Origin of the sequence: Gluconobacter roseus NBRC 3990 (assembly GCF_006538885.1) — a bacterium.
Taxonomy (GTDB): Bacteria; Pseudomonadota; Alphaproteobacteria; order Acetobacterales; family Acetobacteraceae; genus Gluconobacter; species Gluconobacter roseus.
Genome location: NZ_BJLY01000005.1, coordinates 70,036 through 95,478 on the forward strand (window position 1 = coordinate 70,036; position 25,443 = coordinate 95,478).

Genomic DNA, 25,443 nt, shown 5'->3' on the forward strand with positions numbered 1-25,443 from the left:
ATGGGCATTCTTTATGATGAAGAACGGAATATTCTCCGGGCCTCGGATGGAAGTATTCTTTTCGATACAGGTCCGGCGCCAGGATCGGCAGAGGATTTTGCGGGCCGGTTGAGGCGGCTGTTGCCGAAAGGATGGTTCCCGGCTGAACCTCAAGGGCTGGAGGAAGAAGCTGCGCCGGTTCTGGCTGCTCTTCTGAAGGGGTTTGGGGTTGTTCTGGCCGGGATCTGGCAGTTGATGCTGGAATGCTCGCAGCAGATGCGTCTTTCGACGATGAGCGGCGCGTTTCTGGATATGGCCGCAGATGACTATTTTGGTGAAAGCGGTCTGGTGCGACAGGTATCCGAAACGGATGTTGCCTATCGGAAACGGATTAGAACTTCCCTGTTCGCCGAACGCAATACACGTCAGGCTGTCACAAACGCGATCGTGGCCGCAACCGGTGTTCAGCCGATGATCATTGAGACACTGAATGCGGCTGACTGTCATGCTCTGGGCTGCGCGCCTTCTCCCGCCATGGGCGGAGGGTATGGTTATGGGGCAGCCGGTCTGCGGTATGGCAGTCTTCAGGGTGGCCAGTTTTTTGTAGAAACACAGTTGGGAAAAGCTGCGGATCTGGCAGCAGTCTGCCGTGCCGTCGACCAGACGGCAGCCATGGGCGTTACCGGCTGGATCAAGGTGAAAAGTTAATGGATCGGGCAATCGTTTATGCGGGATCGATCCCGCTTGATACGGACCTTCTGCGTGCAGGGCGATACACCAAGGCTGCGCTCGGAAACCTGGCATCAATGCTTTATGGCCCGAATGTTACGGCGGCTTCCGGGTTGGGGTATTCCGCGTCTTCCAGTGATCTGAGCCTGACAGTGTATGCGGGCTCGATCATAGCGCCCGGGGTCATGGATGTTTCGACCATTGGTGGGAATGGTGGTGGCCTCGGCGCGGATACGACCGCTCTGACGTGCCAGTACTGCAGCACTGCGGCCCAGACTGTCAGGATGCCCGGAACGGGAAATACCTATACGGTCTACGCCATCTGCTCCGAGCAGGATGCTGACCCTGTGGTGCTGCCATTCTTCAATGCCAGCAACCCGTCGCAGACACAGGTCGGTATCCAGAATGCCGGTGGTGCCCTTCCTGTTCGGCGATCGGGTGTCATCACACTGGTTGCGGCTACCAATCCTCCCGCTGCTCCGGCGGGAGGGTATGTTGTAGCGCTGTACACGATTGCGGTCCCACAGGGGGCCAGCAGTCTGGCGGGTGTAACGGTTCAGCCGGGACAGGTTTTCTGGCCAACCATTCCTGAGCTGGCCACCCAGGCACTCCTCAAGGCTTCGACGGAGCCCATGACGCTTGTGACAGGAAATGGCTCGGTTCCCGTTCCAGCCTGGGCATCAAGGGTGGAACTGCGCGTTATTGGCGGCGGCGGTGGTGGAGCTGCTTCGCAGGCCGTGACGACGGCCAGTTCGTTTTCAGGAGCAGGCGGCGGCGGGGGGGGGGGGGAATGCTTGGGGTATTTATCCTGTCAGCCCAACGCAGGGAAATGGTCTGGCTATTACCATTGGAAATGGAGGTGCGTCCGAACAGACGGGTGGTACGTCTCTGGTGAGCTATAACGGACAGACACTTCTGCAGGCTGAAGGTGGCCAGGGCGGAACGTTCTATTCCACAACCGGATCGGCCGGCGGCGTTGGCGGGAATGCTTCTGGTGGAACGGTCTGGAACCAGAGCGGAACTTCTGGCGGAGACGGGCAGTGCAATGCCTATACGTTCTCTGGCTATGGAGGAGATGGTCCATGGGGCGGCGCAGGGCGTTGCGGCAATCAGGGAGGCCGGAACGCTACACGGTATGGTGCGGGGGGAGGCGGTTCCTATTCGGCAACGGCCGATGGAACCGCTTCCAGTGGCGGCTCAGGATATCAGGGCTGTGTCCTGTATCGCTTCCTGCCCTGAAAACATGGTCAGTTCAGCGAAAGTGCGTCATCCGCCATATCTGGAGGAGGCATGCTTTTGCTGAGCCGTTTCACGTCCTCTGCTGACACCGGGGAAGCATTGTTACCCCACGCATGGCGGATGAATGTCACGACATCGGCGATCTGTTCGTCCGTCAGCTTGTGTTTGAACGCTGGCATGACGATGGAGGAGGGCGCGGCTGTCATCGCGGGGAGCGTTGCACCGCTCTGGATGATGTGAATGAGTGAGACAGGATCGTCCTGCATCATGACAGGGTTGCCGGCGAGAGGCGGAAAGACGGAAGGATAGCCTTTCCCATCAGTGCGATGACATGCCGCGCATCGATCAACATAAATGCGCGCCCCCCGATATGAGAGATCTGCCTTGTGAAGCTGATCGGTTATCGTGGAGTCATAGGTCCATGGCTTCTGGGTCTGATCGGCAGCTTTCAGACTCTTGAGATAATGAACGATGGCGTGCAGGTCATCATCCGTCAGTTTCTGCGTTCCATGCACGACGGCAGAAGTCATGGATCCGAAAACACTACCGGTATTCGCGCGACCGGTTCTGAGAAAAGATACGATGTCATCCTCGCTCCAACGACCCAGCCCTGTGCGGTTTTCCTGACGGAGTGACGGGGGTGTCCAGCCATCCACCATGGCGCCACCGGCGAGGTAAAGATTCCCATCCGTCGCAGTAAGCGCTTTTTCCTGCATGGTTATGGCGCGGGGGGAATGACAGGCCCCGCAATGGGCTGGTCCTTCCACGAGATACGCACCGCGTGCAAGTTCGGGATCAGTGAATTCTCCCGAGGTTCTGGGGATGGCTTTTGTAGGAGTAGGAGCAAAGGCCCAGCGCCAAAAGGTTAGCGGCCAGCGGATGGAGAGCGGCCACGCAATGCCGTTCTTTGGAGGAGAAATGGGTGCGGCTTTTACGCCTTCCCGAAAATAGACAAATAGGGAATGGATATCGCTGTTCGTCAGGCGGGCATAGGATGGAAAAGGCATGGCGGGGTAAAGCGTTGCGCCATCACGACGCACGCCTTCGCGTAATGCTCTTCCGAACTGGGCTTCCGTATAATGGCCGATTCCGTGCTCTGGATCTGGTGTAATGTTGGTGGAGTAGATTTTTCCCATGGGAAGGGAGAAAGAAACGCCCCCGGAATATTCTGGCTTTCCGCGTACGGAGTGGCAGGCTGCGCAATCGGAAGCTGCGGCCAGATAGCGCCCTTTTTCTAAAGTTGCGTTGTCAGTATCCTGCGCGACGGCTTTTCCAGCCAGACCGCTTCCGAGAATGCATGCTGCAAGCAGAGGCCATTTCATGCCTGCACCAGCGGGCCAGGAGATTTTAGATAGGTCGTGCGAATATGGTGTGCGGTCCAATATGCGAGTGCAGCCACCATTCCTGTTGGATTATATCCCATGCCCTGCGGGAATGCATTTGACCCGATAACAAAGACGTTTGATACGTCCCAGCTCTGAAGATAGCGGTTCAGAGCGCTGGTCTGGGGATTTTCTCCCATAATGGCGCCTCCGCCCAGATGGGTGGTCTGGTATTTGCGAGTGTCAAAAGGCTGACCCGGATTGAGGTGAACCAGATTCATTTTTGTCGCACCCATAGCGCGTGCGATGGGTTCGATCTTGCTGACAACATACTGGTTCATGCGGATATCGTTGTCCTTCCATGTGAAGGTCATGCGGAGCAGTGGCTGTCCGTACGCGTCCTTCCAGGTGGGATCGAGGTCCAGATAGACGTCCCGATACGCCATGTTGCTGCCATGTGCATCAATACCCAGCGAATGCTTGTAGGTATTGATCAAGGCGTCCTTATAGGCAGAACCCCAGCGTGGGGTGCCTCCGCCTCCGGCACCGGTTGCCGCGGCAATCGGCTTCATTCCGGCCTGATTGACCCAGACAGGGGAGCCTCCCACAAAACCAAGTGGCCCATGATCGAAATTCATGCTGTTGAAATCATCGATGGCAACGCCGGCACCACCTGCCCCGACAAACTGGTTGGTATAGGTCGAGGAGGGGAGCCAGACGCGTGAGGATGTGATGGTCTGGTAAACAAAATTGCGTCCGACTGTTCCGGTGTTGCTGACAGGGTCGTAAGGTTTGCCGATACCGGAAACCAGCATCAGATGAACATTGTTGAACTGAAATGCTCCCAGAATGACCAGATCGGCGGAAAGCGATGTTTCCTTGCGGGTTCTGGTGTCCAGGTAAGTGACGCCGGTCGCCTTCTTTTTCGTGCTGTCGAGATCGACCCGAAGAACATGGGCGTTTGGAATCAGAGAGAATCTCGGATCCTGCCGTAATGCCGGCAGGATATTTACGTTGGGCGAGGCCTTGGAATACAGGTAGCAGTCATACCCGCTGCAATATCCGCAAAAATTGCATGGTCCCATCTGACAACCATAGGTGTTCGTGTACTGGCGTGATGCATTGGCTGCGGGTAACGCGTAGGGATGGTATCCAGCACTTTTAGCTGCATCGCGGAAAACCGACGCCGAAAAAGTATCCTTCATTACCGGAAGTGGAAAATCGCTGGAACGATCCGGAGAAAAAACATTTCCGTTTCCAACAATTTTTCCCTGAACCTTGTAGGCTTCACCCGATGTGCCGAACACTTTTTCCGCCTTGTCGAAAAAGGGCTCCAGCTCCTCGTAGGTGACACCATAATCCTGAAGGTTCATGCCTTCGGGAATGAATTTCTCGCCATAGCGTTCGATCACGGAGCTGCGTAGTCTCAGGTCTTCAGGCGCAACGCGGAAATGGACGCCCGACCAGTGAAGACCGGCTCCTCCAACACCTTCACCGGGGAGGAAGGCTGCGAGTTGCCGGTAAGGTAAAGCTGTCTGGTCTATGGTATTGCGGATGGTCACCGTGGACTGGGACAGGTTCTGGAAAAGGCGTTTGCGCACAGCGCCGCGCAGTTCATCAATTGAATCCGGATAGGCGCCTTCAACCTGCGTCGTTCTTTCGGCGCCACGTTCAAGCATGACTACGGAAAGCCCTGCTTCGGTCAATTCTTTGGCGAGAATTGAGCCGGCCCAGCCAGCTCCCACGATGACGGCATCGACATGCTTTTCACCCATTTTACGCGGTCTCCCCCGAGATGGAGACCGGTCCGATGGGGTAGGGTGCACCTTCCTGATTGGCCCAGTCCATGAAATCCGCTCTGGCTCCTGGAAAGCCGAGCATGACCCAGCCTGCGAGACCCCGGTTGCCACCATAAAGAGGATCGGCAAACACGCCTTCAAGGGTATTAGTCCGGAGCTGTTCGAAAAACACGCGCCCTGGAATTTCGCCGAGCTGGACGGACCCTCCTTCCAGCGCAGTCAGGATCTCGTCCTGCTGTACGGCTGCAAGGGCTGTAAACTCCTTGCCATATTGCTGTCTGGCGTAGGTTTCGACGCCGGCAATACCTTTGCGATAGAGGTCGCGCGGAACGAACGGAAGCTGATAGCCAAGATTGGCAGGGCCCTGCTGGAACGGACCAGACATATACCAGTTTTCCCCATGCCCATAAGGGGTCTGCATCTGCCGGTCGATGAATTCGGCCACACCCAGTGCTTTACCGCCCGGACCATTATGGTCAGAGGGGAAGAGGCGGTCGCTGGCGGCTTCCAGAAACTGGTATTCCTTCATATCGAAGAAGGTGGGCTGATAGGACTGGACCGCTTCCGCTGCCAGAGATTCGGTCCACTGGGTACTTCCCGAAGCCATCCAGAATGATGTGGTTCCCACGAGCCCTTTCACGAAACTGCGGCGGAGCGGACGGTTCAGTGTCGGTTCCATGGGTGGCACAGGTTTCTCCGGAGAATAGGGCAGGAATCACAGAAAATCTGAAAACAGGCGATTTACAAAATCAGTATCTTCGTCCCCTACCCAAGACGGGGGCGGACTTCCAGACGCACGGCCATCACAACATGACGAGAGTTGTAAATTCAGTGCGTTGCTGTGCTGTCTGTTGACGGAAGCTGCAACGTTCCGGGCTGGGGAGAATGCTGGATGGCAGGCGCTGTTGTCGTCTCAGTGTCTGCGCCGGTTGGGAAAATGGCATCCGGCCCGCTTGGAGCGGCAACGGGTGTTACGGTTTTCTCAGGCGTAACCGGAGTTGCGGGAATAGCAGTTGTTGTCACTACCGGCGTCGCAGGAGTGGATACGGGTGCTGTGCCCGGAGCTCCGAGAGCCTGCTGCTGAACGCCACCATTGACGAGAGGTGTACCGGCAGCATCCGTCATCCATGACATGAGCTTTTTGTGGATCTGGAATTCCAGTTCCACGTTCATGTCCTGCATCATCTGGCTGGTAAGGGTATAGAGTTCCTTACGGGATGTTGGATCATGGTCTCCTGCATCAAGCTTGCGCGTAATGCGGGCATGGACGAAGCCGGTATGCTGGTTTCCGGCATCGGCGATATTGAGCTGCACGTCCATTGCACCGGTCACAGCATTGTCGCCTGCCCGGTTCAGATAGGCCTGCTTGATGATGAAATCGGCCTTGCCCGAACTTCCGCTGGCAATCAGGCGCTGACTGGCCATGGCTTTCAGGGCTTCATCCGGCGCTGTTGGTGCCTTGGCTGAAAGTGAATCTGGCGTAGCCGGAGCCTCATCCTGCACGTTGATGGAGGCTACATTCAGATGGATCTGTGAAAGGTAGCTGTAATCGAGCGGCGGAAAAGTCTGGTTCGTGTCTCCATCAGAGCATGCGGCTACGCCAAGGGACAGCACCAGAGCACCCAGACCAGTCCAGTAACGTACGCGCATATCCTGTCTCCTGAAGACGTTATAGCCGTCCGAAAAGGGACTTGAACCGGCTCTTCAGCCCCTGTTTAGACGTCTGAGGGTAAGATGGGGAAGCTGGCTGTTCAGCCAGAGGCAATGACGGACTGGTCTGCTGTGCTTCCGGTCCGGGAGTCGCAACAGGGCCTTCATCAGGTTCGGAAAGCGCAGTCTTTATTGGGAAAGGTTCTGATAGATTGTTCGTCAGATTCTTTGCCTGAAGGCCAGAAGCCTGTCCCACGCCAAAATCCTCTGCCATGAACGGTCGTGCCTCTCGAATAAGTGCCGCATGTTCAGGATGGCGTGCATACCAGCTCAGAATCAGTCCCGGAATCACCGCCGCGCCCGGATCATCGCTGATCAGGAGGGGGCCGTCAGGATAATAAAAAGATGGACGCAGCGCAGGCAGGTTTTCGTTCCAGATCAGGTAGAAGACTGTATTGCCATCCTGAAAGCGACTGATACTCAGAGGCCCCGTCTGAAACGTGATCTGAGCCAGAAGGGGTAGCGCCGTAAAGGGTGAAGAAACAATCAGTGGTCCTGATGTCCGTTTGGTGGACATCAGGGCAGTCATCCGATTTTTACCGATCTGACGACCGTTCGGACAGGGGAGTGCCTCTCCGCTATCAGCATGGCCCGAGGGTAAAATAAGCGTATGGGGTGCAAATCCCCCTAACCAGGAACCCGACAGTTCGTTGAAGGCGATTTCCGGCAGAGTTTTGCACGACAGAGGCGGCTGATCAGGTAGGGGCCCCCCAGCACTCCTGTTGCCAGAGGCCAGAAAACATAATCCATGGCTGTCAGGAGACGCCGCCGGACAGGTTCATGCAGAGCCAGGACATGGCTTGCACTGTAATTTTCGCCTTCAAGCCACCAGCAGGCCTGTCGCCCGCTGCTGTCTTCGCCGAAAACCACGACACTGAAATCGTCTACAACCGGGGTGCGGCTGACAGGCGCCCAGCCGGGATAAAGCTGCTCGACCGGAAAGCCATCGAGCTTTACGTCATCAAGCAGTGTCAGCGTCATTCAGACCGTTCTCCAAGTTCTTCGCGCGTAAAGCGGAAACCCACATTACAGAACTCACAGTTCATCGTAATGGCCCCGTTCTCGACCATATGGTCGAGATCATCATCGGGGAATGTTTCCAGAACGGATGCCAGCCTTGCCCGGTTGCATCGGCAGCCATAAGCCAGTGCGCGTGGGGCGCCCAGACGGACATCCAGCGTACCGAAAAGCCGATGAATCAGCTGCTCGTTCGAAAGTGCCGGATCAAGAACTTCCTGCTCCGTAACCGTCTCGGCCAGCGTGCAGGCAGTTTCCCAGGCATCTTCATCCTGCTCGGTCGCCTCAATCCCGCCTTCGGCTGCAATCCGCTCCAATACCAGCGCTCCGGCCTTCCAGCCATTTGCCGATTTCGCACAGAACAGCCGGATCCAGCAGTCATGCTGTTCACTGGTGTGAAAATAGTGCATCGCCATTTCGGCAAGGGTCATGCCAGTCAGGTCTACGATGCCCTGATGCCGGTCCATGTCCGGCCCCTGATCAATGGTGAAAGCCATGTAGCCGTCACCAAGGAGTTCCTTGGCGGTCTCAGGTAGCGCATTCCGGTCAGCACCTTCGCGCAGACGCGCAAAGAACCGCAGATCTCCGCTATCTGTTGCATCTGCAACGAGCATGGAGACCGGTCCATCCCCCTTGATCTGTAGGGAAAAGGCCCCTTTGAACTTCAGAGCCGAGACCATGGCGGCCACGAGCGCCAGAGCCTCGCCTCCCAGCCGGGAGACGGCATCAGGATTGTCGTGACGGGACAGGATGGCATCAGCCAGTGGCCCAAGCCGCACCAGACGGCCCCGGACAGGGGAGCGTTCCAGATAGAACGGCATTACCCCGCCGGAGACGACCATGTTCGGAACATCAGGACGGTTCGTGTCGAGGAATGGTGGTGTATCCATTACCCGTTTTCTCTCCCAAGGGCCCAGAGCAGCAGGCCCTTCTGCGTGTGCAGGCGGTTTTCCGCCTCATCAAAGACAACGGACGCCGGGCCTTCAAAGACTTCGGACGTCACTTCCTCTCCGATATGGGCAGGCAGACAGTGCAGGAACAGGGCATCAGGCGCAGCTTTCGCCATCAGGGCCGTGTCGACCTGATAGGGCTGGAAGGCCTTGAGCCGTCTTTCGCGATCCTTGTCCCCCATGCTGACCCATGTATCGGTCAGGACGGCATCGGCTCCGGCAACCGCTTCGGCCGGATCACGGAAGACCTCGATCGTCGCGCCATGGGCACGGGCCCAGTCTACCGCTTCGGGGTTGGGAGAGAAGCTCTCCGGCGTGGCCAGACGGACATTGAAGCCCAGAAGAGCTGCGCCTTCCATCAGAGACGTAGCGACATTGTTGCCGTCACCAATCCAGGCCAGCGTTTTCCCGCGGATCGGCCCGCGATGTTCCTCGAATGTCAGGACGTCCGCCAGGATCTGGATTGGATGGGAGACAGGCGTCAGGCCGTTGATGACCGGCACCGAACTCCATTTTGCCAGTTCGCGCAGATTGGCGTCATTGCCGGTCCGCAGCACGATCACGTCCAGAAAACGCGACAGCACGCGGGCGGTGTCCGCCACGGTCTCGCCCCGGCCAAGCTGCATGTCGCCCGGCGAAAGGACCGAAACCGACCCGCCAAGCTGTCCCATCCCGACCTCGAACGACACGCGGGTGCGCGTCGAAGGCTGGGCGAGGATCAGGCCCAGACTCCGGCCTTCAAGCGGGCGATCTGGGTGCAGCGGCTGGCGACGGCCGTTCTGCATCGCCTTGACCTTTGCGGACAGGTCAATGATCTGGCGGATGACCTCAGGCGTGAAATCGCGCAGATCGAGAAAATGCCGGGGCGCCTGCTGATCCGTGGCGGTCGTGCGGCTTGCAGTTGCTGCGCTCACGAGGCGTTCTCCTGGGTCTTTGTGGTCTGTGCGTTCAGAGCCGCGGCAGCCCGGATGAGCCGCTCGCACGCCTCGCGGCATTCAGCTTCCGTGACGATCAGGGGCGGAACGAGTCGCAGGACATTGTCTCCTGCGCCCACAGCCAGAAGATCCTGATCCAGAATCGCGGCCATGACATTGGCGACCGGCGGGACGCAGTGCAGTCCACGCATCAGCCCGACTCCACGCACGCTGTCGAAAACACCCCCAGAGCGCTTCACGACATCCTCAAGCATGGCGCCAAAGGCGCTACCGACGGTCCGGACATGTTCAAGGAAACCGGGGCTGAGCACTTCCTCCAGCACAGCAAGACCCGCCGAGCAGGCCAGCGGATTGCCTCCATAGGTGGTGCCATGAGAACCCGGCGTCAGGTGCTTTGCCACTTCTTCGGTCGCCAGAACGGCGCCGAGCGGGAAGCCACCGCCAATGCCCTTGGCTACGGAAATAATGTCCGGCTTCACATCATAGAGTTCATGGGCGAACAGGCGTCCCGTGCGGCCTACACCGGTCTGGACCTCATCGAAGCCCAGATAGAGTCCATATTCGTCACAGGCGGCGCGGAGGGCCGTCATGAATTCCCGCGTAGCCGGCTTGATGCCGCTCTCACCCTGCACCGGCTCGACGACGATACCAGCCGTCTCAGGTGTAATGGCCTCACGCAGCGTGTTGGTGTTGTTGAACGGCGCATGGTCGAACCCAGCCACAACTGGCCCGAAGCCTTTCTGATAGGCCGGATTACCGGTGGCCGAAATCATGCCCAGCGTCCGTCCGTGGAAGGCGCCGTTGAAGCACAGGATATGCGTGCGTTCCGGATGGCCGTTCTCGAACTGGGCGCGCCGGATCATCTTGACCATGGCCTCGTTGGCCTCGGCGCCCGAATTGCAGAACAGCACCGAGTCCGCAAACGTGTTCTGTACCAGAAGCTGTGCCAGCTTTTCAGCCTGGGGCACCCGGTACAGGTTCGAGACATGCATGACCTTTGCGGCCTGATCCGCAATGGCCTTCACCAGTTTCGGGTGGGCATGTCCCAGCGAGGACACGGCAATGCCGGCCCCGAAATCCAGATATCGTCGCCCGTTCGTCGCCGTCAGCCAGACGCCTTCGCCCTGCTCGAAAGCAAGGTCGGCACGTTTGTAATTCGGCATCAGCGCGGGGATCATGATGGATCTCTGAATATCTGGTTGAAAACGAAACGGTTGTTGCGGAATCGCAAAACCCTGCTCTGGTTGCCCGGAGCAGGGCTTCAAAATCCGCCTGTGTATAGTGAAGGGCGGAAAGGGGTTCCGTCAAACCCCATGACCGGATAACTGCCCTGCGCGGGGGCTGGGTCAGACGCGCTGATACACGAGATCCCGTGCCAGCCAGCACCCGACCCGCACCGCGGCCACGCTGCTGCCCTGTCGCTCGAAGGCCAGCGTCCAGTCTCCCGGAGCCGTGTGATCAAGCGCGCGCGGGCAGGGGAGAACCCACACATCCCGTGCCAGACGCTGGAGCATTTCCATCCGGCCATCTCCGAGAATTCCCGAAAAACCGCCATAAACCACGCCACCTGCCAGCTCGATGGTGACTTCGGCCTCGTCCAGTTCCTCGCAGCGATAGATCCCGGCCAGCTCGGCGATGTCCTCACCGGGCGTTTCATCGCAGCGCGTCAGAATACCCGTCCGGTTTTCGCCCGGACGTTCCATCACAGCTTCCGTGCCTTCCGCAGCATCCTGTGCCCTTATGACAACCGATCCTGCTTCAGCCCGCGTGGCCGAGACCCCCTCCAACAATTCCGGCACCATCAGATAGCGCAGCTTTGCGCCGCCCGGTGCAGGCTCGACTCGGGCCGACAGTCCCGTCTCACGCTCCAGATAGGTCCCATACAGCGCTGTCGGCTGCTGGGTACTGCGGTCCGGCTCGTAAGGAACGCCAAGTGCCGCAGCCAGTATCTGTGCCGCTGCAACCTGCGCCGCACTCATATGGTTAAACATGATCACGACCGACAGCCGTTCCGAAGCAACATGCAAACGATGCGAGCGCCAGCCCCGAAGAGCGCCACCATGCATCGTCACGTCCCGGCCGAACATTGTGCTGCGCTGCAGGCCGAATCCATAAGGTGCGGGCTGTCCGTCGCTGAACGTCACCGGGACGGTCAGGCGGCGGTAAAGGCTGTCCGGAGCATCACGGGTTTCATCAATGAAGCGCTCCCATGCGATCATGTCATCAAGCGACGCCCCCAGTCCGGCATCGCCCGTCCACAGCACATTATTGACCGCCGGACGGAAGCCGCTCTCCACGGTCCCCTCATATCCGACGGTTCCATCCGGCATGGCGCGTGTCTCAGCCGCAAGAATCGCCCGTTCCATACCGACCGGATTGAAGATCGACGTCTGGAGTAGTTCAGCGAAGCTACGCCCCGTCCGATCCTGAAGAATGTCGGAAATCAGCCGGAAGTTCTGGTTTACATAGGAATAGGACGTGCCCGGCTGGAACTGGAGCGTCCGCGTTCCTTCAATGACACGCCGGGCCTCGCGGTCTCCGAAATCGCCTTCGATCGGCGCGCCATGCAGCATCGCCACAGCCCAGTAATCCCGCAGACCCGACTGGTTATGCGCCAGATGCAGCAGCCCCGGTGAGGGTTCATCCAACTGCGGCAGGCGCGCATCCACATCCCCATCCAGTTCGGACGGATCGTCATACAGGTCCAGCAGCGTTCCGCAGGTGAACTGCTTGGTGATGGAGCACATGCGGAACAGCGTGGACGGCGTGAACGGAATGCGACGTTCCACATTCGCATAGCCCCAGCCATGCCGGACCAGAACTTCTCCGTCCTTCAGAACGGCCACGGCCCCGCCGGGGCCGGGAAAGCGGGCAGGGAGGGCGGAGACGGCCGCTTCAAGACGGGCAGAAAATGAATCGCTCATGGATGGAATGATGGCTGCAAGGCGTCTTGCCGTAAATGCCTTTCACGCCGCATACTCCGAAGCATTATGGAGGACAGTCCCGCCCCGCCACCTATTCCGGATGCCGCGTCCCTGCGTGAAGCGGCGCTGGCCCATCTCGCCCGCTTCGCCACAACCGAACAGGGTCTGCGTCAGGTGCTGGACCGCCGCCTGCGCCGCTGGGGCGTGCGCGCCTCCCGTGCGGGACTACCGAACGAAGACATCGAATCCACTATTGCTGCCATCCGCCCCGCCATCGACGGAATCGTCGCATCCATGACCGATCTCGGTGCGGTGGATGATGCCGGCTATGCCCGCAATCGCGCCGTCAGCCTGACCCGGACCGGCCGCTCCCGCCGGGCTGTGGAAGCCCATCTCGCTAACAAGGGCGTGGATCAGGACACGACCCGCGAAGCCCTCAACGACTCGCTCGGCGAACGCTCGGACAGCAGCGCGCAGGACGCGGAACTCGCCGCAGCCCTCGTTCTGGCCCGCAAGCGCCGCCTCGGCCCGTTCCAGAGACCGGACCGCGAAGAAGAAGAGCCGCTCAAGGCGCTGGGCGTCTTCGCCCGCAATGGCTTCTCCCGCGATGTGGCGCAGAGCGTGCTCGACATGGACCCCGATGAGGCGGAAGACCGCATCATCGCGTTCCGCAGTCTCTGACGGTGATGATGTCCCGCGTTCTCCGCTTCCTGCCTCTTGGTCTTCTCGTGATCCTCGGGGCGTGCGGCAACCGCTATGAATACAGCCGCGCCAGCTTCAATGGTCCGCTGCAATGCGCACCCTATGTCCGGGAGCGGACCGGCCTGAAACTCAGCGGAACTGCGGCCTCATGGTGGCGGCAGTCCATCGGACGCTATGGTCATACCCACGTCCCGCGACCCGGAGAGGTGCTTGTCTTCCGCGCGACGTCCCGCGTGCCCAGCGGGCATGTCTCCATCGTGCGCCGGCAGATTTCGGACCGGACGATCCTCGTCGATCATGCCAACTGGGAGCCCGGCCGCATTGACCGCGCCGTGCCTGTCACGGATGTTTCCGCCCGCAATGACTGGACGCTGGTGCGGGTCTGGTGGGCTCCGGTTCACAGCCTCGGAAAGCGCGCCTATCCGACCTACGGGTTCATTTCATCGCAGGACATTGACGACGCTTCCTGAGAGGAACGCTTGCACAATCGTCCAAGCCTTGCCACATGATGGTGGCCTTGGCTTTTCGGAGTAATACATTATGGGCAGCATGAGCCCCGTTCACTGGCTGATCCTGGCGGTCGTCCTGCTCGTCGTGTTTGGCGGCGGCGGCAAAATCAGCGGCCTGATGGGAGACTTCGCAAAGGGCATCAAGTCCTTCAAGAAGAACATGGCTGATGATGAATCCATGAGCGCGCCGGAAGCCGGTCAGGCTCCGGGTCACATCTCGCCGCCGAACCAGAACCCTGGCTACAACCAGACGACCACCAGCGAAACGCACCGCAACCAGGCCTGATGCAGACCAGGGTTGATGAAAGCTGGAGCAATGCCTGCCGCCAGATCGTGCAGGCAGGTCAGCGAATGGACCAGCGTGGCTGGGTGCCGGCTACGGCGGGCAACCTGTCCTGCCGCCTGCCGGATGGCCGTATCGCAATCACGCGCTCGGGCGGCCACAAAGGCTTCCTGACGGACAGCGACGTCATCGAGATCACTCCCGATGGCGTTCCCGTTGATTCCGCAAACCGTGCCAGCGCGGAAACACTCCTACACACGCAGCTTTATGCGCATGATCCCGCAATCGGGGCCGTGCTGCATGGTCACTCTGTCGCTGCGACCATCCTGTCCATGGATGAACCCTCCGACGCGATCACGCTTGCGAGCTACGAGGTCCTCAAGGTGTTCGAGGGACAGACGACCCACGAGACCAGCCTTGAACTGCCACTGTTCCACAATGATCAGGACATCGCGCGTCTGGCCACGGTCGTCGCGCCGAAGCTGGCGGACATGCAGCTCGGCTATCTGATCCGCGGCCATGGTGTGTATGTCTGGGGCAAGGACATGTTCACCGCCCTGGCCCGTCTCGAAGGGCTCGAGTTCCTGCTGGCCTGCGAACTGGCCCGTCTGCAGAAGAAGGCCTGACCATGAGCCGGCTGACCGTCTATCGCGACGATGCTCCCGATACGATCCTGCTGGACGTCACCACGCCCGGCGAGATCGCGGAGACCCTGCGTCCCCACAACATCCGTTTCGACCGCTGGTCCGCTCCCGTCACACCGGCGCCCGACGCGGCGGCGGAAGAGGTGCTGAACGCCTATCGTCCCTATCTCGATACCCTGATGGGTGAGACAGGTGCTGGCAGTGCAGACGTTGTGCGGATCAACGCGTCCATGCCAAATCTCCCGGAGCTTCGGAAAAAATTCCTGTCCGAACACACCCATAGCGAAGATGAAGTCCGCTTCTTCGTGCACGGACAGGGGGCGTTCGTCCTGCATATCCGCGGACGCGTCTATTCCGTCCTATGTACCGAAGGCGACCTGATTTCCGTGCCCGCAGGCATCCCGCACTGGTTCGACGCCGGACCGTCGCCGGATGTCGTGGCCCTGCGCGTCTTTACCGACACGACCGGCTGGATCGCGCAGTATACCGGCGATGACATTGCCAACCGTTTCCCGGCCGAAGTGCCTGCCGAATCCTCCGGCAACTCCTGAAAGTTTCCCATGATCCGTCTCGTCCTGCTTGATATCGAGGGCACAACCCTGCCGATTTCTTTCGTGCGGGACGTCATGTTTCCCTATGCCGCGAAAGCCCTGCCGGCCCTGATGCAGGACCATACGAACCCGACGGTCGTGGGTGCCCGCGCGGATATCGTCATGGAGCATCCGGGGCAGGACCCGCTGAAGGTCTGTCAGGACTGGATGAAGGCGGACGTGAAGGCCGCACCCCTCAAGACGCTTCAGGGTCTGACCTGGCGTCAGGGTTTCGAGGACGGTACCCTGAAAGCGGATCTCTATCCCGATGTCCCGCCCGCTCTGGAAGCATGGTCCAAAGGCGGTCTGCGTCTGGCTATCTATTCCTCCGGCTCCATCCCGTCCCAGAAGCTGCTTTACGGCCATAGCGAACAGGGTGATCTGACGCCGCTGTTCGAGGATTTCTTCGATCTTTCGACTGGCGGAAAAAAAGACGCGGCCTCCTATGAAAAGATTACCGCCGCAGTTGGGCTACCTCCGGCCGAAATCCTGTTCCTGTCCGATATCGGCGCCGAGTTGGACGCCGCCCAGAGGGCAGGACTGACTGCCTGCCAGCTCGTCCGCGAGCAGGACGGCACTGTTCCCCATCCGGGCGTGCCACAGGCCCCAGACCTGAATGCCGTCTCCACCCAGTTCGGCTTGCCTGTCGCATGATCCTGCATACGGACTGGCGCAATATTCCGGCCTCTGCCCGCAATACGGTTGCGGCCCTGGGTAATTTCGACGGCGTGCATCGCGGGCATGTCCATCTGCTCGACACGCTACGGATGGCGCGTCCCGACCACCCGCTTTCGGTCGTCACGTTCGATCCCCATCCCCGTACACTGTTCCGCCCGCAGGACCCGCCCTTTCGCCTGATGCTGCCGGATGTCCGCGCTGCCGCTCTCGGTGCGCAGGGTGTGGACCATGTCTTCCAGATCCCGTTCGATGCGGTGTTTTCCCGCCTGAGCGCCGATCGGTTCGTGAACGACGTGCTGGTGAACGGCCTTGGCGTGGCCCATGTGGCCTGCGGAGCGGATTTCGCGTTCGGTCATCGTCGCACCGGCAATATCGAGCGCCTTGAAGCCCTTCTGGCTCCTCACGGAATCGGCCTGACCATCGTACCCCAGCTTTCCGATGAAGGCGGTCCGATCTCCTCAAGCCGCATCCGTCGCCTGTTGCAGGAAGGCTATCCCCAGCGCGCGGCGCAGGAACTCGGGCGTCCCTGGAGCATCACTGGCCCCGTCATGCACGGAGACCAGCGTGGACGCCTCCTCGGCTTCCCGACCGCCAACATCCCCCTGACGCAGCATGTCGAACCCGCACGCGGCGTCTATGCCGCGCGCGTCACGCTGCCGGATGGGCGCGTCATCCCCGGCGTCGCCAATATTGGCCGCCGTCCGACCATCAATGACGGTCAGGAAAGCCGGCTTGAAGTCCATCTCTTCGATTTCAACGAAGACCTGTACGGCCAGACCCTGAGCGTCGCGCTAATCGCGCTTCTGCGCGAAGAGAAGAAGTTTTCCGGTCTGGATGAACTCAAGGCCCAGATCGCAGCAGATGCCGTGCAGGCGCGGGTCATTCTCGGCGTCTGATTCCCTTCATTCATTTCCAAATTCTGCTGAACCCCTTCTTCGCCGTCGGAGAAGGGGTTTTTGCCGTATGTCGTTCTGTGTCGTTTTCGCCACAATCAGACAAAGAGAATGAGAATCTTTCGCAATGTTGCTGAATCTGTATTGAGAATTATTCGCATTAACATTTTAAGGGCAGCATCCGTTTTCGTTTGCAGGATCGTGATCCGATGTCGTCCAGAACACCTCGTTACCCTCTGGGACCACTCTCCCTTGCCGCAGGCCTGACGCTTGTTTGTACGGCCGCGCACGCCCAGGACGACACCCGGCACCACCACAAACCCCGTCGCCATCCCGTTCCCAGGAATGACGCCGCCCGCCCACAGGACACAAAACCGGCAGCCCCAAAGAGCGCTCCACCCGCGCCGAAGACAGCGGATAACAGCGTCACGGCCGCACCGGAGGAAGCCGAGCATCTTCAGGTCGTGGGTTCGCCCATGAACATCCTGCATGAATCGATGGGTCTGAGCCGCATGCCGCAGGATGCGCTGCACACGCCACAGACCATCAACATCGTCCCGCAGCTCCTGATGCAGCAGCAGAACGTCAAATCGCTCGACGAGGCCCTGCGCAACGTGCCGGGCATCACCGCTTCGGTTGGCGAAGGCGAAGGCGGCATGGCGGGGGACCAGTTCCTGATCCGCGGTTTCCAGGCCCAGAACGACATCTACGAGAACGGCCTGCGTGATTTCGGCGTCTATACCCGTGACAGCTTCGATTATGACCATGTCTCGGTCATCAAGGGCCCGTCTTCGGAAGTCTTCGGCAATGGCACGACAGGTGGCGCCATTAACATCACCACCAAGATCGCCCATCTCGGCGACAGCTATGGCGGCAGCTTCTCGGGCGGGTCAGGCGCCTATTATCGCGGCACGCTCGACTTTAACAAACAGATTGGCGAGTCCACGGCCATCCGCATTACCGGCATGGGCAACGAAAACAACGTCGTCGGCCGTGACCAGCTCTATTCCCACCGCTGGGGTATTGCGCCGTCCATCGCCTTCGGTCTGGGCAAGCGCACCACTTTCACGCTCGAATACTTCCACCAGAGCGACAACCGTATTCCCGATTATGGTGTGCCGGTCGTGACGAAACCCGGTACGGCCTATGGTCTCCCGGTAACGGAATACGGCGTCAAACGAACCAACTGGTATGGCACATCCTACGATCAGGACGCGTCGAACGTGGATATGCTGACCGGCCGTCTGAAATTCACGCTCAACCCGCACATCACGCTTTACGACGATCTGCGCGGTGGCATGTACGAGCGGTATTTTTCATCCTCGCAGGAAGCCTGCGATGCGACCTGCACCGCCAATCTTTTCACCAATCCTTCTGCGGCGATGGTCAACCGTCGCGGCGGCGTGGGCGGACCGGAGCCCTATCAGCAGAACGACTGGTCCGTGCAGAACGTCTTTTCAGCCGTCGCAAAGTTCGACACCGGCTCCATCCGGCATGAAATGATCGCCGGCTGGGATGTCTCGCATGTCTATGATCGCCGCACGAACTACGCCTATAATTTCGACGGGCAGAACGGCACGCAGAAAGACACGACCAGCCTGCTCAACCCGAACCCCAATCAGCCGGGCCTGCTTCTGGGGTCTCTGGGCCAGTATGCCCCCAATATCGTGAACATTCCTGGTGTGGGGCATGCCATCTACAAGACGGGTGACGCGACGGATGTCGGCGCGTTCTTTTCCGAGCAGATGTGGCTGCTGCCGGTCTTTTCCATCAAGGGCGGCTTCCGCTGGGATCACTGGAACAGTCATTATTCGGCCAATGGCGGTGTTGCCGGATCGGGCGTGGCCTTCGGGCAGGATCAGGACACGTTCAACCCGACCGTCAGCCTGATGTATACGCCTGACGATAACACGATGATCTATTTCAACTGGGCGCAGTCCACGACGCCGCTTGGCCTGTATGTCACCAACAGTTCCGAGCCGCTGAAATCCAGTACGGAAGGCTTCAAACCCGAGCGCAGCAGCCTTTACGAACTGGGCGCCAAGTACAACGCCTTCCACGGCCGCATGGGCTTTACAGCCTCCGTGTTCCGTCTTGAAAAGGGCAATTCGCTGCAGACGGACCAGAACGGCGACGTTTCCTCGTCAAGCGACCGTCAGCGCAACCAGGGCGTGGAACTGAGCGTATCGGGCGAGATCCTGAAGAACTGGACCATGATCGGCACCTATGCCTTCTACGACGCCAAGACGCTGGCGGGCACGGCCGCCGATGTCGGCAAGCGCATCCAGTATGCGCCGAAGAACTCGGCCACGATCTGGTCCACCTACACGATCGCGCCCAACAAGCCCTATAATCTGACGTTCGGTGGCGGACTGACATGGCGTGAAGGAGTATGGCTCGATGCCGCCAATACGGCCCGCGTTCCGGCGACGGTGGAATGGGATGCCATGATTTCCCACAACATCACCAAGCGCTGGCGCGTCGCCATGAACGGCTACAATCTCGATAACCGCCTGAACTACGGCAGCCTGTTCAGCAACCGCGCCACACCTTCGATCGGCCGGTCCTTTCTCTTCAACCTTTCGGCGACATACTGACCGATCCAGCCGCGCCTGACGGAGAAATCCCCATCTCCGCCAAGCGCCCGCGCACCTGTTCCAGCAACTCCGCATCGCCTTTCGGCCCCAGCGCCGTCAGCTTCTGATCCATCGCCAGCAGAATATCGGACGTCGCATCCACGACGGCCTGCCGCCACCAGCCCAGCGCCTCATTGATCTTCCCGGTATCCACAAGCGCCGTGGCATGATTGTGCTGCCCGCGATAATCCCCGCCTTCTGCCGATTTCCGGTACCAGTCCAGCGCCGCCGCCCGGTCCTGCGGCACCACCCATCCTTCTTCCAGAAACCGCGCATACAGGTTCATGGATTTCGCATGGCCGTTATTTGCCGCTGTCCGGAACAGATCCAGCGCTCGCGCCAGATCCGGCTCCATGCCGATCCCGCGCATGGTCATGATGCCCAGATTGTACCGGCCCCATTCGTCTCCGGCTTTCGCAGCAGCTTCATAACAGCGCGCGGCCTGCTGAAGGTCCTTCTCGCAACCCCAGCCGAACTGGAAACACCGCCCGCGCATGTTATGCCCCGGCCCGAACCCCGCATTGGCCGCGATCGTGAACCAGTCCAGCGCTGCCACCGGATCATGCGGAACATACACACTGTCCAGCAGCACCTGCCCCCACTGCACGATTTGAAGATGCTGTCCTTTCAGCGCACCCTGACGGATGTCTTCGATCTGCGGTGGCAGGGCAGGTGCGTTAGGCCGACGTGACAATGGCTTGCGGCCCAGAAACCTCTGAACGATCCGCTTCATCAGGGCGCCGGCACGATCTGCTGGACCTCGAACCCATCCTTGCGGAGCAGGGCGGGCAGACCCTTCGGCCCAGCCATGTGCAGGGAGCCCACGGCCGCGAACAGCGATGTCCCGCTCTCATGGATCGTCTCGATTTTCTGCGCCATCCCGACATTCCGTTCGTCCAGAAGCCGCGTCATGAAGCGCCGCTCCTGCGCGGTATTCAGGCAGTCGCACCAGTCCTGATACCGGTCCAGCCGCTTCACGTCGCTTGAGGCCCACATCTCCGCCAGACGCTGGTTCTCGGTCTGCGTCTTGCCGGACGACACACCTTTGACGATGTCATCGATGAACGCATCTTCATCCGCCTGATCCGGTCCAATCAGCAGTTCCCGCTGCATCTGCACCGTCTCCAGCCCGATCAGCGGCTTCTTCAGACTGCCCGCCATGCCCTGCAAAACGGCATCCACGGCATAATCCGGATAATATTCGTCCGGGCGTGACGACAGGGATTCAACCCCGGCTGCTTCCACGCCAACCGCCACATGCGCGAACGCCGCGCTGGGCACGCATTGCTGATCCATGAGCGCATCCACCTTCGCCTTGCGGCCCGACTGCACGAGATGCGCCCATCGGGCCGGATCTTCCGGCTGCCGCAGCGTGGTAGCCGTGTCCGGGGCCTTCAGATCAAGCTCCAGCGCGATCTCGCTGCTGTGCAGGATCGCGGCGCGTGTCAGCGGGCCGGGCAGCAGCCAGTCCTGCTTTGCGACATGCAGCGTTCCATACAGCCAGGACGAGTGACCATCCTTCGTGACTTTCCACAGGAACCCCCGGTCCGGTGACGTCTGGAACATCTGCGCCATCCGGGTTTTGTCCGGAACACTCGCCGCCGCCGGGCAACGGGGCGCCTGCGCGTGTGCGGCGATGCTGAACCCCGCACAGACACCCAGAACGGCTCCTGCAACAGACTGGAAGAGACGAAGTGCGTTCACGGATCTGCCTTCTGAAAAAAGCGCCATACCGCCCATCATCCGCGAGTCCCGCCGCTCCGGCAACCCGCTTTGGGGTGACCCTGCATTGCTGCCGCCCTTAACGCGGACTTGACCGGATTGGCCCGCAATCTCCATATGGTTCCCCCTTTGTGTGAATGACCGAAACTGGCCCGTCCCCATGTCCGATAAGACCCCCGATCCTTCCGTCGCAGCCTTCAAGGAACAGCAGGACCGCTACCGCGATACCGTGTTTCTCCCCCGCACCGGTTTTCCGATGCGCGGTGGCCTGCCCAAGCGCGAGCCCGAAACGCTCGCCCGCTGGGCCGCGACGGGACTGGACGAAAAGATCCGGGAGGCCGGGAAGGGACGTCCCGTCTTCACGCTTCATGACGGACCGCCCTACGCCAACGGCCACATTCACATCGGACACGCCCTGAACAAGGTGATGAAGGACGTCATCAACCGCGCCCATCGCATGTCGGGGTATGAAGTCCGCTATCTTCCGGGCTGGGACTGCCACGGCCTGCCGATCGAATGGCGGATCGAGGAACAGTACCGCAAGGCCGGCAAGGACAAGGATCAGGTGCCTCTGCTCCAGTTCCGTGCCGAATGTCGCCAGTACGCCGCCGAATGGGTGCAGAAGCAGGCCGAAGACTTCAAGCGCATCGGCGTTCAGGCCGAATGGGCCAACCGCTATGTGACGATGGACTTCAGCTCCGAAGCCAAGATCGTCGATGAAATCGGCAAGTTCCTGCTCAATGGCAGCCTCTATCGTGGCCTGCGCCCCGTCATGTGGAGCCCGGTCGAGAAGACGGCCCTGGCCGAAGCCGAGATCGAATATCACGACATCGACTCCACCACGATCTTCGTGGCCTTCCCGATCATCAAGGACCCGACGCCCGCCCACGCCCTGAACGGTGTGTCGGCCGTCATCTGGACGACCACGCCCTGGACCATCCCGGCCAACCGCGCGCTCGCCTATGGTCCGGACATCACCTATGTCGTTCTGCGGGTTGATGAGACGAACGAGAACAGTCTCGTCCCACAGGGCGCGAAGCTGCTGGTGGCCGAAGACCGCGTGGAAGCGTTCTGCACGGATGCAGGTATCACCGCACATCACGTCCTCTACACCCTGCCGGGCAATGCGCTCGAAGGTGCAGTCTGCGCCCATCCGCTGCGGGGTCGTGGCTATGAGTATGACGTGCCGATGCTGCCCGGTGATTTCGTCACGACCGATGCTGGCACGGGCCTCGTCCACATGGCACCGTCCCACGGTCAGGACGACTTCATGCTGTGTCGGCAGTACGGCGTCGAAGTCCCCGAACTGGTGGAAGACGATGGCCGTTACGCGCCGTGGGTTCCGCATCTCGCTGGCATCCATGTTTTCAAGGCCGCCGATCCGGTCTGCGACCTGCTGACCGAAGCCCGCCAGTCCGCCGAACATGACGACGCCCCGGCCACCGGCCTGATGGCCCGCGGAATGGTCCGTCATTCCTATCCGCATTCCTGGCGTTCCAAGGCCCCGATCATCTTCCGCGCCACGCCGCAGTGGTTCATCGCGATGGATGGCCAGACGAAGCTGCGCGAAAAATCCCTGAGCGCGCTGGATAACGTCACCTTCGTCCCCGAAGCTGCCCGCCGTCGCCTGACCTCCATGATCGAGCAGCGTCCCGACTGGTGCATCTCCCGCCAGCGCGCCTGGGGCGTGCCGATTGCAGTTTTCGTTGAAAAGCGCACCGGTGAAGTCCTGCGCGATCCGGCCGTCATGCAGCGCATTGTCGAGGCCTTCCGCGAAAAGGGTGCTGATGTCTGGTACGAAGCTGATCCGGCCATCTTCCTCGGTGCCGACCGTGATCCCGCCGATTACGAACAGGTCTTCGACATCGTAGACGTCTGGTTCGAAAGCGGCTCTACCCATCGCTTCGATCTGGGGCAGGAAGGCCTGAACTTCCCGGCCGATCTCTACCTTGAAGGTTCCGACCAGCATCGCGGCTGGTTCCAGTCCTCCCTTCTGGAAAGTGTCGGCACGATGGGTGTCGCACCCTACAGGGCGCTCGTGACCAACGGCTTCGTCATGGACGAGCAGGGCCGCAAGATGTCCAAATCGCTCGGCAATGTCGTGGCCCCTGCGGACGTGACCGACAGCCTCGGCGCCGATATTCTGCGTCTGTGGGTTCTGAATTCCGACACGAACGAAGATCTCCGTATAGGGCAGGAAATCCTCAAGCAGCAGGGCGAGCTCTACCGCCGTCTGCGCAACACCCTGCGCTGGCTGCTCGGTGCGCTGGACGGCTTCACGCTCGAAGAAGCCGTGCCTTACGCCGATCTGCCGCCGCTGGAGCAGTATATCCTGCACCGCCTGACGGAACTGCGCGGCCTGATCGCCAGCGCGGTCGAGACGCATCAGTGGGTTGGTGTCTATCCGGCACTGCACGGCTTCTGCACCACCGATCTTTCGGCCTTCTATTTCGACATCCGCAAGGACGCGATCTACTGCGACGCTCCGTCCGACCCGACCCGCCGCGCCGCCCGCACGGTGCTGGACGCCCTGCATCGCGTCCTCTGCACCTGGCTCGCTCCCGTCCTCGTCTTCACGGCTGAGGAAGCCTGGCAGGCCCGTTTCGGTGAAGGAGAGAGCGTGCATCTTGCGCAGTTCTTCGAGCCGGACGCCGAGTGGAACGACCCGGAACTCGGCAATCGCTGGGAAGACATCCGCGCCTATCGCCGCCTGATCACGACCGAACTGGAAACGGCCCGCCGCGACGGTACGATCGGCTCCTCGCTCGAAGCCAGCGTCACGCTGCCGCTTTCGCAGGAAGAGGCCGGGATCTTCGGCGGACTGGACTGGGCCGAACTGCTCATCACCTCCCATGCCGAAACCGAGCTGCTGCCGGGTGACACGGCTCATGGCGGTCCGCAGGTCGAGCGTGCGCCGGGGCATAAATGTGCCCGCTGCTGGAAGGTCCTGCCCGAGGTTGGCGAGAACGCCGAACATCCGGCCCTGTGCCGCCGCTGCATCGACGTGGTGAGTGCCTGATGTCCCTGTGGCATGAGGGCATGAGCCGGACCGGCCGCATGGTTCTGGGTCTCGCCCTGCTGGTTCTGGTCCTCGTTCTGGATCAGGCCAGCAAGGACTGGATCCTCTATGTTTACCATCTGCCGGATCGCGGATCGGTCGAGATCCTGCCATTCCTGAACTTCACGATGGTCTGGAACCACGCCGTGACGTTCGGCATGTTCGGCGGCCTCGGCAGCCGGGGACCGTGGATTTTCTGCGCGGTTTCCCTGATCGCCGTGGGGCTTCTGGTCTGGACCCTGACACGTACGAAGCGCACGCTTGTGGCGGCGTCCTGTGGCGCGATTGCCGGTGGCGCCATCGGCAATGTCATTGACCGCCTGCGCTATGGGGCGGTTGTGGATTTCCTGCACGCCCATGCATTCGGCTGGTCATGGTATGTCTTCAATATCGCGGATTCAGGGATCGTCTGCGGCGTCATTGTCTGGCTGATCGACTCCCTGCTCGCAGAACGTCAGGCCGCTGCCAAGTGATGCGATTGCGGAACTTGTTCCAATGGCTTGCCCCCGCGTCGCGCGGACTGTAGGAGTGTTGCATCATGATCGCGTCCCAGGGGCCCTCCATGCGTCGTAACCGTCTTTCCGTTGCCCGTCTCAGTGTCCAGATGGGTGCCATGGCTTCCGTCGGCCTGCTGCTTTCGGGCTGCTCGGGTGCGGATGTCTCACGCGCGATCGGCCTCGAACGGGCCATGCCCGATGAGTACACCGTCACCACCCGCGCCCCGCTGTCGATGCCGCCTTCCGAGCAGATGCAGCTTCCAGGTGCAGCCGACGCCCATCGTCCGGACGAAAGCCCGCGGATGCAGGCGCTTGAAACTCTGTCGCCGGACACGGCCCTGCACCCGGATGCCGGACAGGGCAGCTCGGGCCAGAGCGCGCTTGTCGGGCAGGTGGACAAGTCCGCCAATGCGCCGAACAATGCCGAACTCGGTACGGCTGACGCGGGCTTCGTGGACAACCTGATGTTCTGGAAAGGTGGCAGCGCCGGTTCCGTTGTTGATGGTGACGCCGAAAACCGTCGTATCCGCGAAAACTCGGCTCTGGGCCGCAACCCGGCAACAGGTGCAACTCCGACCGTCCGCAAGAAAAAAGCTTTCCTGGGCGTTCTCTGAACACCCTCCGTCC

Annotated in this window: 25 protein-coding genes; 14 read left to right on the forward strand and 11 right to left on the reverse strand. The window is 60.5% G+C overall.

The features are described from left to right. Genes GRO01_RS12255 through GRO01_RS13635 form a run of 3 tightly spaced genes read left to right on the forward strand, consistent with a single transcriptional unit; the run spans position 1 to position 1,947 of the window. Positions 1 to 687: a hypothetical protein gene (locus GRO01_RS12255; RefSeq protein WP_062507311.1), complete on the forward strand. Its 687-nt coding sequence runs from the start codon at positions 1 to 3 to the stop codon at positions 685 to 687. Further along, positions 687 to 1,610: a hypothetical protein gene (locus GRO01_RS12260; RefSeq protein WP_244926382.1), complete on the forward strand. Its 924-nt coding sequence runs from the start codon at positions 687 to 689 to the stop codon at positions 1,608 to 1,610. Before GRO01_RS12255 ends, GRO01_RS12260 begins: the two co-directional genes overlap by 1 nt. Further along, complete coding sequence (locus GRO01_RS13635; RefSeq protein ID WP_244926383.1) at positions 1,600 to 1,947, forward strand: hypothetical protein; 348 nt, start codon at positions 1,600 to 1,602, stop codon at positions 1,945 to 1,947. The genes GRO01_RS12260 and GRO01_RS13635 overlap by 11 nt, the downstream gene beginning before the upstream one ends. An 8-nt stretch (positions 1,948 to 1,955) precedes the next feature. On the opposite strand, the gene GRO01_RS12265 is transcribed toward GRO01_RS13635, so the two are convergent. The 9 genes from GRO01_RS12265 to GRO01_RS12305 all read right to left on the reverse strand — a co-directional run bounded on the left by GRO01_RS12265 (position 1,956) and on the right by GRO01_RS12305 (position 12,604). After that, positions 1,956 to 3,269 (reverse strand): c-type cytochrome, encoded by a 1,314-nt coding sequence (locus tag GRO01_RS12265; protein ID WP_062507595.1) that lies wholly within the window; start codon positions 3,267 to 3,269, stop codon positions 1,956 to 1,958. Continuing rightward, entirely contained in the window at positions 3,266 to 5,044 is a 1,779-nt protein-coding gene (locus GRO01_RS12270; protein WP_062507597.1) for a GMC family oxidoreductase, read from the reverse strand. Before GRO01_RS12270 ends, GRO01_RS12265 begins: the two co-directional genes overlap by 4 nt. Before the next feature lies 1 nt (position 5,045). After that, positions 5,046 to 5,756 (reverse strand): gluconate 2-dehydrogenase subunit 3 family protein, encoded by a 711-nt coding sequence (locus GRO01_RS12275; protein ID WP_062507599.1) that lies wholly within the window; start codon positions 5,754 to 5,756, stop codon positions 5,046 to 5,048. A gap of 140 nt (positions 5,757 to 5,896) precedes the next feature. Further along, on the reverse strand, positions 5,897 to 6,718 hold the full coding sequence (locus GRO01_RS12280; RefSeq protein WP_062507601.1) for a hypothetical protein: 822 nt from the start codon (positions 6,716 to 6,718) through the stop codon (positions 5,897 to 5,899). 687 nt (positions 6,719 to 7,405) lie between these two features. Then, complete coding sequence (locus tag GRO01_RS13640) at positions 7,406 to 7,759, reverse strand: hypothetical protein (RefSeq protein ID WP_062507605.1); 354 nt, start codon at positions 7,757 to 7,759, stop codon at positions 7,406 to 7,408. After that, positions 7,756 to 8,685 (reverse strand): Hsp33 family molecular chaperone HslO, encoded by a 930-nt coding sequence (hslO, locus tag GRO01_RS12290; RefSeq protein WP_062507607.1) that lies wholly within the window; start codon positions 8,683 to 8,685, stop codon positions 7,756 to 7,758. Before hslO ends, GRO01_RS13640 begins: the two co-directional genes overlap by 4 nt. Further along, positions 8,685 to 9,740 carry an ornithine carbamoyltransferase gene (gene argF / locus GRO01_RS12295; RefSeq protein ID WP_371857414.1) on the reverse strand — a complete coding sequence of 352 codons (1,056 nt, stop codon included), beginning with the start codon at positions 9,738 to 9,740 and terminating at the stop codon, positions 8,685 to 8,687. Before argF ends, hslO begins: the two co-directional genes overlap by 1 nt. Next, positions 9,656 to 10,858 (reverse strand): aspartate aminotransferase family protein, encoded by a 1,203-nt coding sequence (locus GRO01_RS12300; protein WP_062507611.1) that lies wholly within the window; start codon positions 10,856 to 10,858, stop codon positions 9,656 to 9,658. The genes argF and GRO01_RS12300 overlap by 85 nt, the downstream gene beginning before the upstream one ends. A 168-nt stretch (positions 10,859 to 11,026) precedes the next feature. Further along, complete coding sequence (locus GRO01_RS12305) at positions 11,027 to 12,604, reverse strand: D-aminopeptidase (RefSeq protein WP_062507613.1); 1,578 nt, start codon at positions 12,602 to 12,604, stop codon at positions 11,027 to 11,029. A 66-nt stretch (positions 12,605 to 12,670) separates the two neighbouring features. Here GRO01_RS12305 and GRO01_RS12310 point away from each other — a divergent pair, with 66 nt between their 5' ends. From GRO01_RS12310 to GRO01_RS12345, 8 genes are all read left to right on the forward strand, one after another. After that, positions 12,671 to 13,285, forward strand: a complete 615-nt coding sequence (locus GRO01_RS12310; protein ID WP_062507615.1) for a regulatory protein RecX — start codon at positions 12,671 to 12,673, stop codon at positions 13,283 to 13,285. A 5-nt stretch (positions 13,286 to 13,290) separates the two neighbouring features. Beyond that, positions 13,291 to 13,776, forward strand: coding sequence for a CHAP domain-containing protein (locus GRO01_RS12315; RefSeq protein ID WP_062507709.1), 486 nt, complete (start codon positions 13,291 to 13,293; stop codon positions 13,774 to 13,776). 70 nt (positions 13,777 to 13,846) lie between these two features. Further along, positions 13,847 to 14,101 (forward strand): twin-arginine translocase TatA/TatE family subunit, encoded by a 255-nt coding sequence (locus GRO01_RS12320; protein WP_062507617.1) that lies wholly within the window; start codon positions 13,847 to 13,849, stop codon positions 14,099 to 14,101. Next, positions 14,101 to 14,724: a methylthioribulose 1-phosphate dehydratase gene (locus GRO01_RS12325; RefSeq protein ID WP_231490074.1), complete on the forward strand. Its 624-nt coding sequence runs from the start codon at positions 14,101 to 14,103 to the stop codon at positions 14,722 to 14,724. The genes GRO01_RS12320 and GRO01_RS12325 overlap by 1 nt, the downstream gene beginning before the upstream one ends. Positions 14,725 to 14,726: 2 nt before the next feature. Beyond that, on the forward strand, positions 14,727 to 15,293 hold the full coding sequence (locus GRO01_RS12330; protein ID WP_062507621.1) for a 1,2-dihydroxy-3-keto-5-methylthiopentene dioxygenase: 567 nt from the start codon (positions 14,727 to 14,729) through the stop codon (positions 15,291 to 15,293). A 9-nt stretch (positions 15,294 to 15,302) separates the two neighbouring features. Next, the gene (mtnC, locus tag GRO01_RS12335; protein ID WP_062507624.1) at positions 15,303 to 15,986 is read left to right on the forward strand and encodes an acireductone synthase; all 684 of its coding nucleotides are present in this window, start codon (positions 15,303 to 15,305) and stop codon (positions 15,984 to 15,986) included. After that, positions 15,983 to 16,906, forward strand: coding sequence for a bifunctional riboflavin kinase/FAD synthetase (locus GRO01_RS12340; RefSeq protein WP_062507626.1), 924 nt, complete (start codon positions 15,983 to 15,985; stop codon positions 16,904 to 16,906). Before mtnC ends, GRO01_RS12340 begins: the two co-directional genes overlap by 4 nt. Before the next feature lie 206 nt (positions 16,907 to 17,112). Beyond that, the gene (locus GRO01_RS12345) at positions 17,113 to 19,500 is read left to right on the forward strand and encodes a TonB-dependent receptor (RefSeq protein WP_062507628.1); all 2,388 of its coding nucleotides are present in this window, start codon (positions 17,113 to 17,115) and stop codon (positions 19,498 to 19,500) included. On the opposite strand, the gene GRO01_RS12350 is transcribed toward GRO01_RS12345, so the two are convergent. Further along, on the reverse strand, positions 19,478 to 20,272 hold the full coding sequence (locus GRO01_RS12350) for a tetratricopeptide repeat protein (RefSeq protein WP_062507630.1): 795 nt from the start codon (positions 20,270 to 20,272) through the stop codon (positions 19,478 to 19,480). The two genes, GRO01_RS12345 and GRO01_RS12350, sit on opposite strands and share 23 nt — an antisense overlap. Continuing rightward, positions 20,272 to 21,243, reverse strand: coding sequence for a TraB/GumN family protein (locus tag GRO01_RS12355; RefSeq protein ID WP_231490076.1), 972 nt, complete (start codon positions 21,241 to 21,243; stop codon positions 20,272 to 20,274). The genes GRO01_RS12350 and GRO01_RS12355 overlap by 1 nt, the downstream gene beginning before the upstream one ends. Positions 21,244 to 21,421: 178 nt before the next feature. On the opposite strand from GRO01_RS12355, the gene ileS reads away from it, so the two are divergent. The 3 genes from ileS to GRO01_RS12370 all read left to right on the forward strand — a co-directional run bounded on the left by ileS (position 21,422) and on the right by GRO01_RS12370 (position 25,430). Continuing rightward, positions 21,422 to 24,280, forward strand: a complete 2,859-nt coding sequence (gene ileS / locus GRO01_RS12360; RefSeq protein WP_062507632.1) for an isoleucine--tRNA ligase — start codon at positions 21,422 to 21,424, stop codon at positions 24,278 to 24,280. Next, a complete protein-coding gene (gene lspA / locus GRO01_RS12365; protein WP_062507634.1) occupies positions 24,280 to 24,792 on the forward strand; it encodes a signal peptidase II in 513 nt (170 codons plus the stop codon). The genes ileS and lspA overlap by 1 nt, the downstream gene beginning before the upstream one ends. A 65-nt stretch (positions 24,793 to 24,857) precedes the next feature. Then, positions 24,858 to 25,430, forward strand: a complete 573-nt coding sequence (locus GRO01_RS12370; protein WP_062507636.1) for a DUF3035 domain-containing protein — start codon at positions 24,858 to 24,860, stop codon at positions 25,428 to 25,430. Positions 25,431 to 25,443 lie beyond the last annotated feature (13 nt).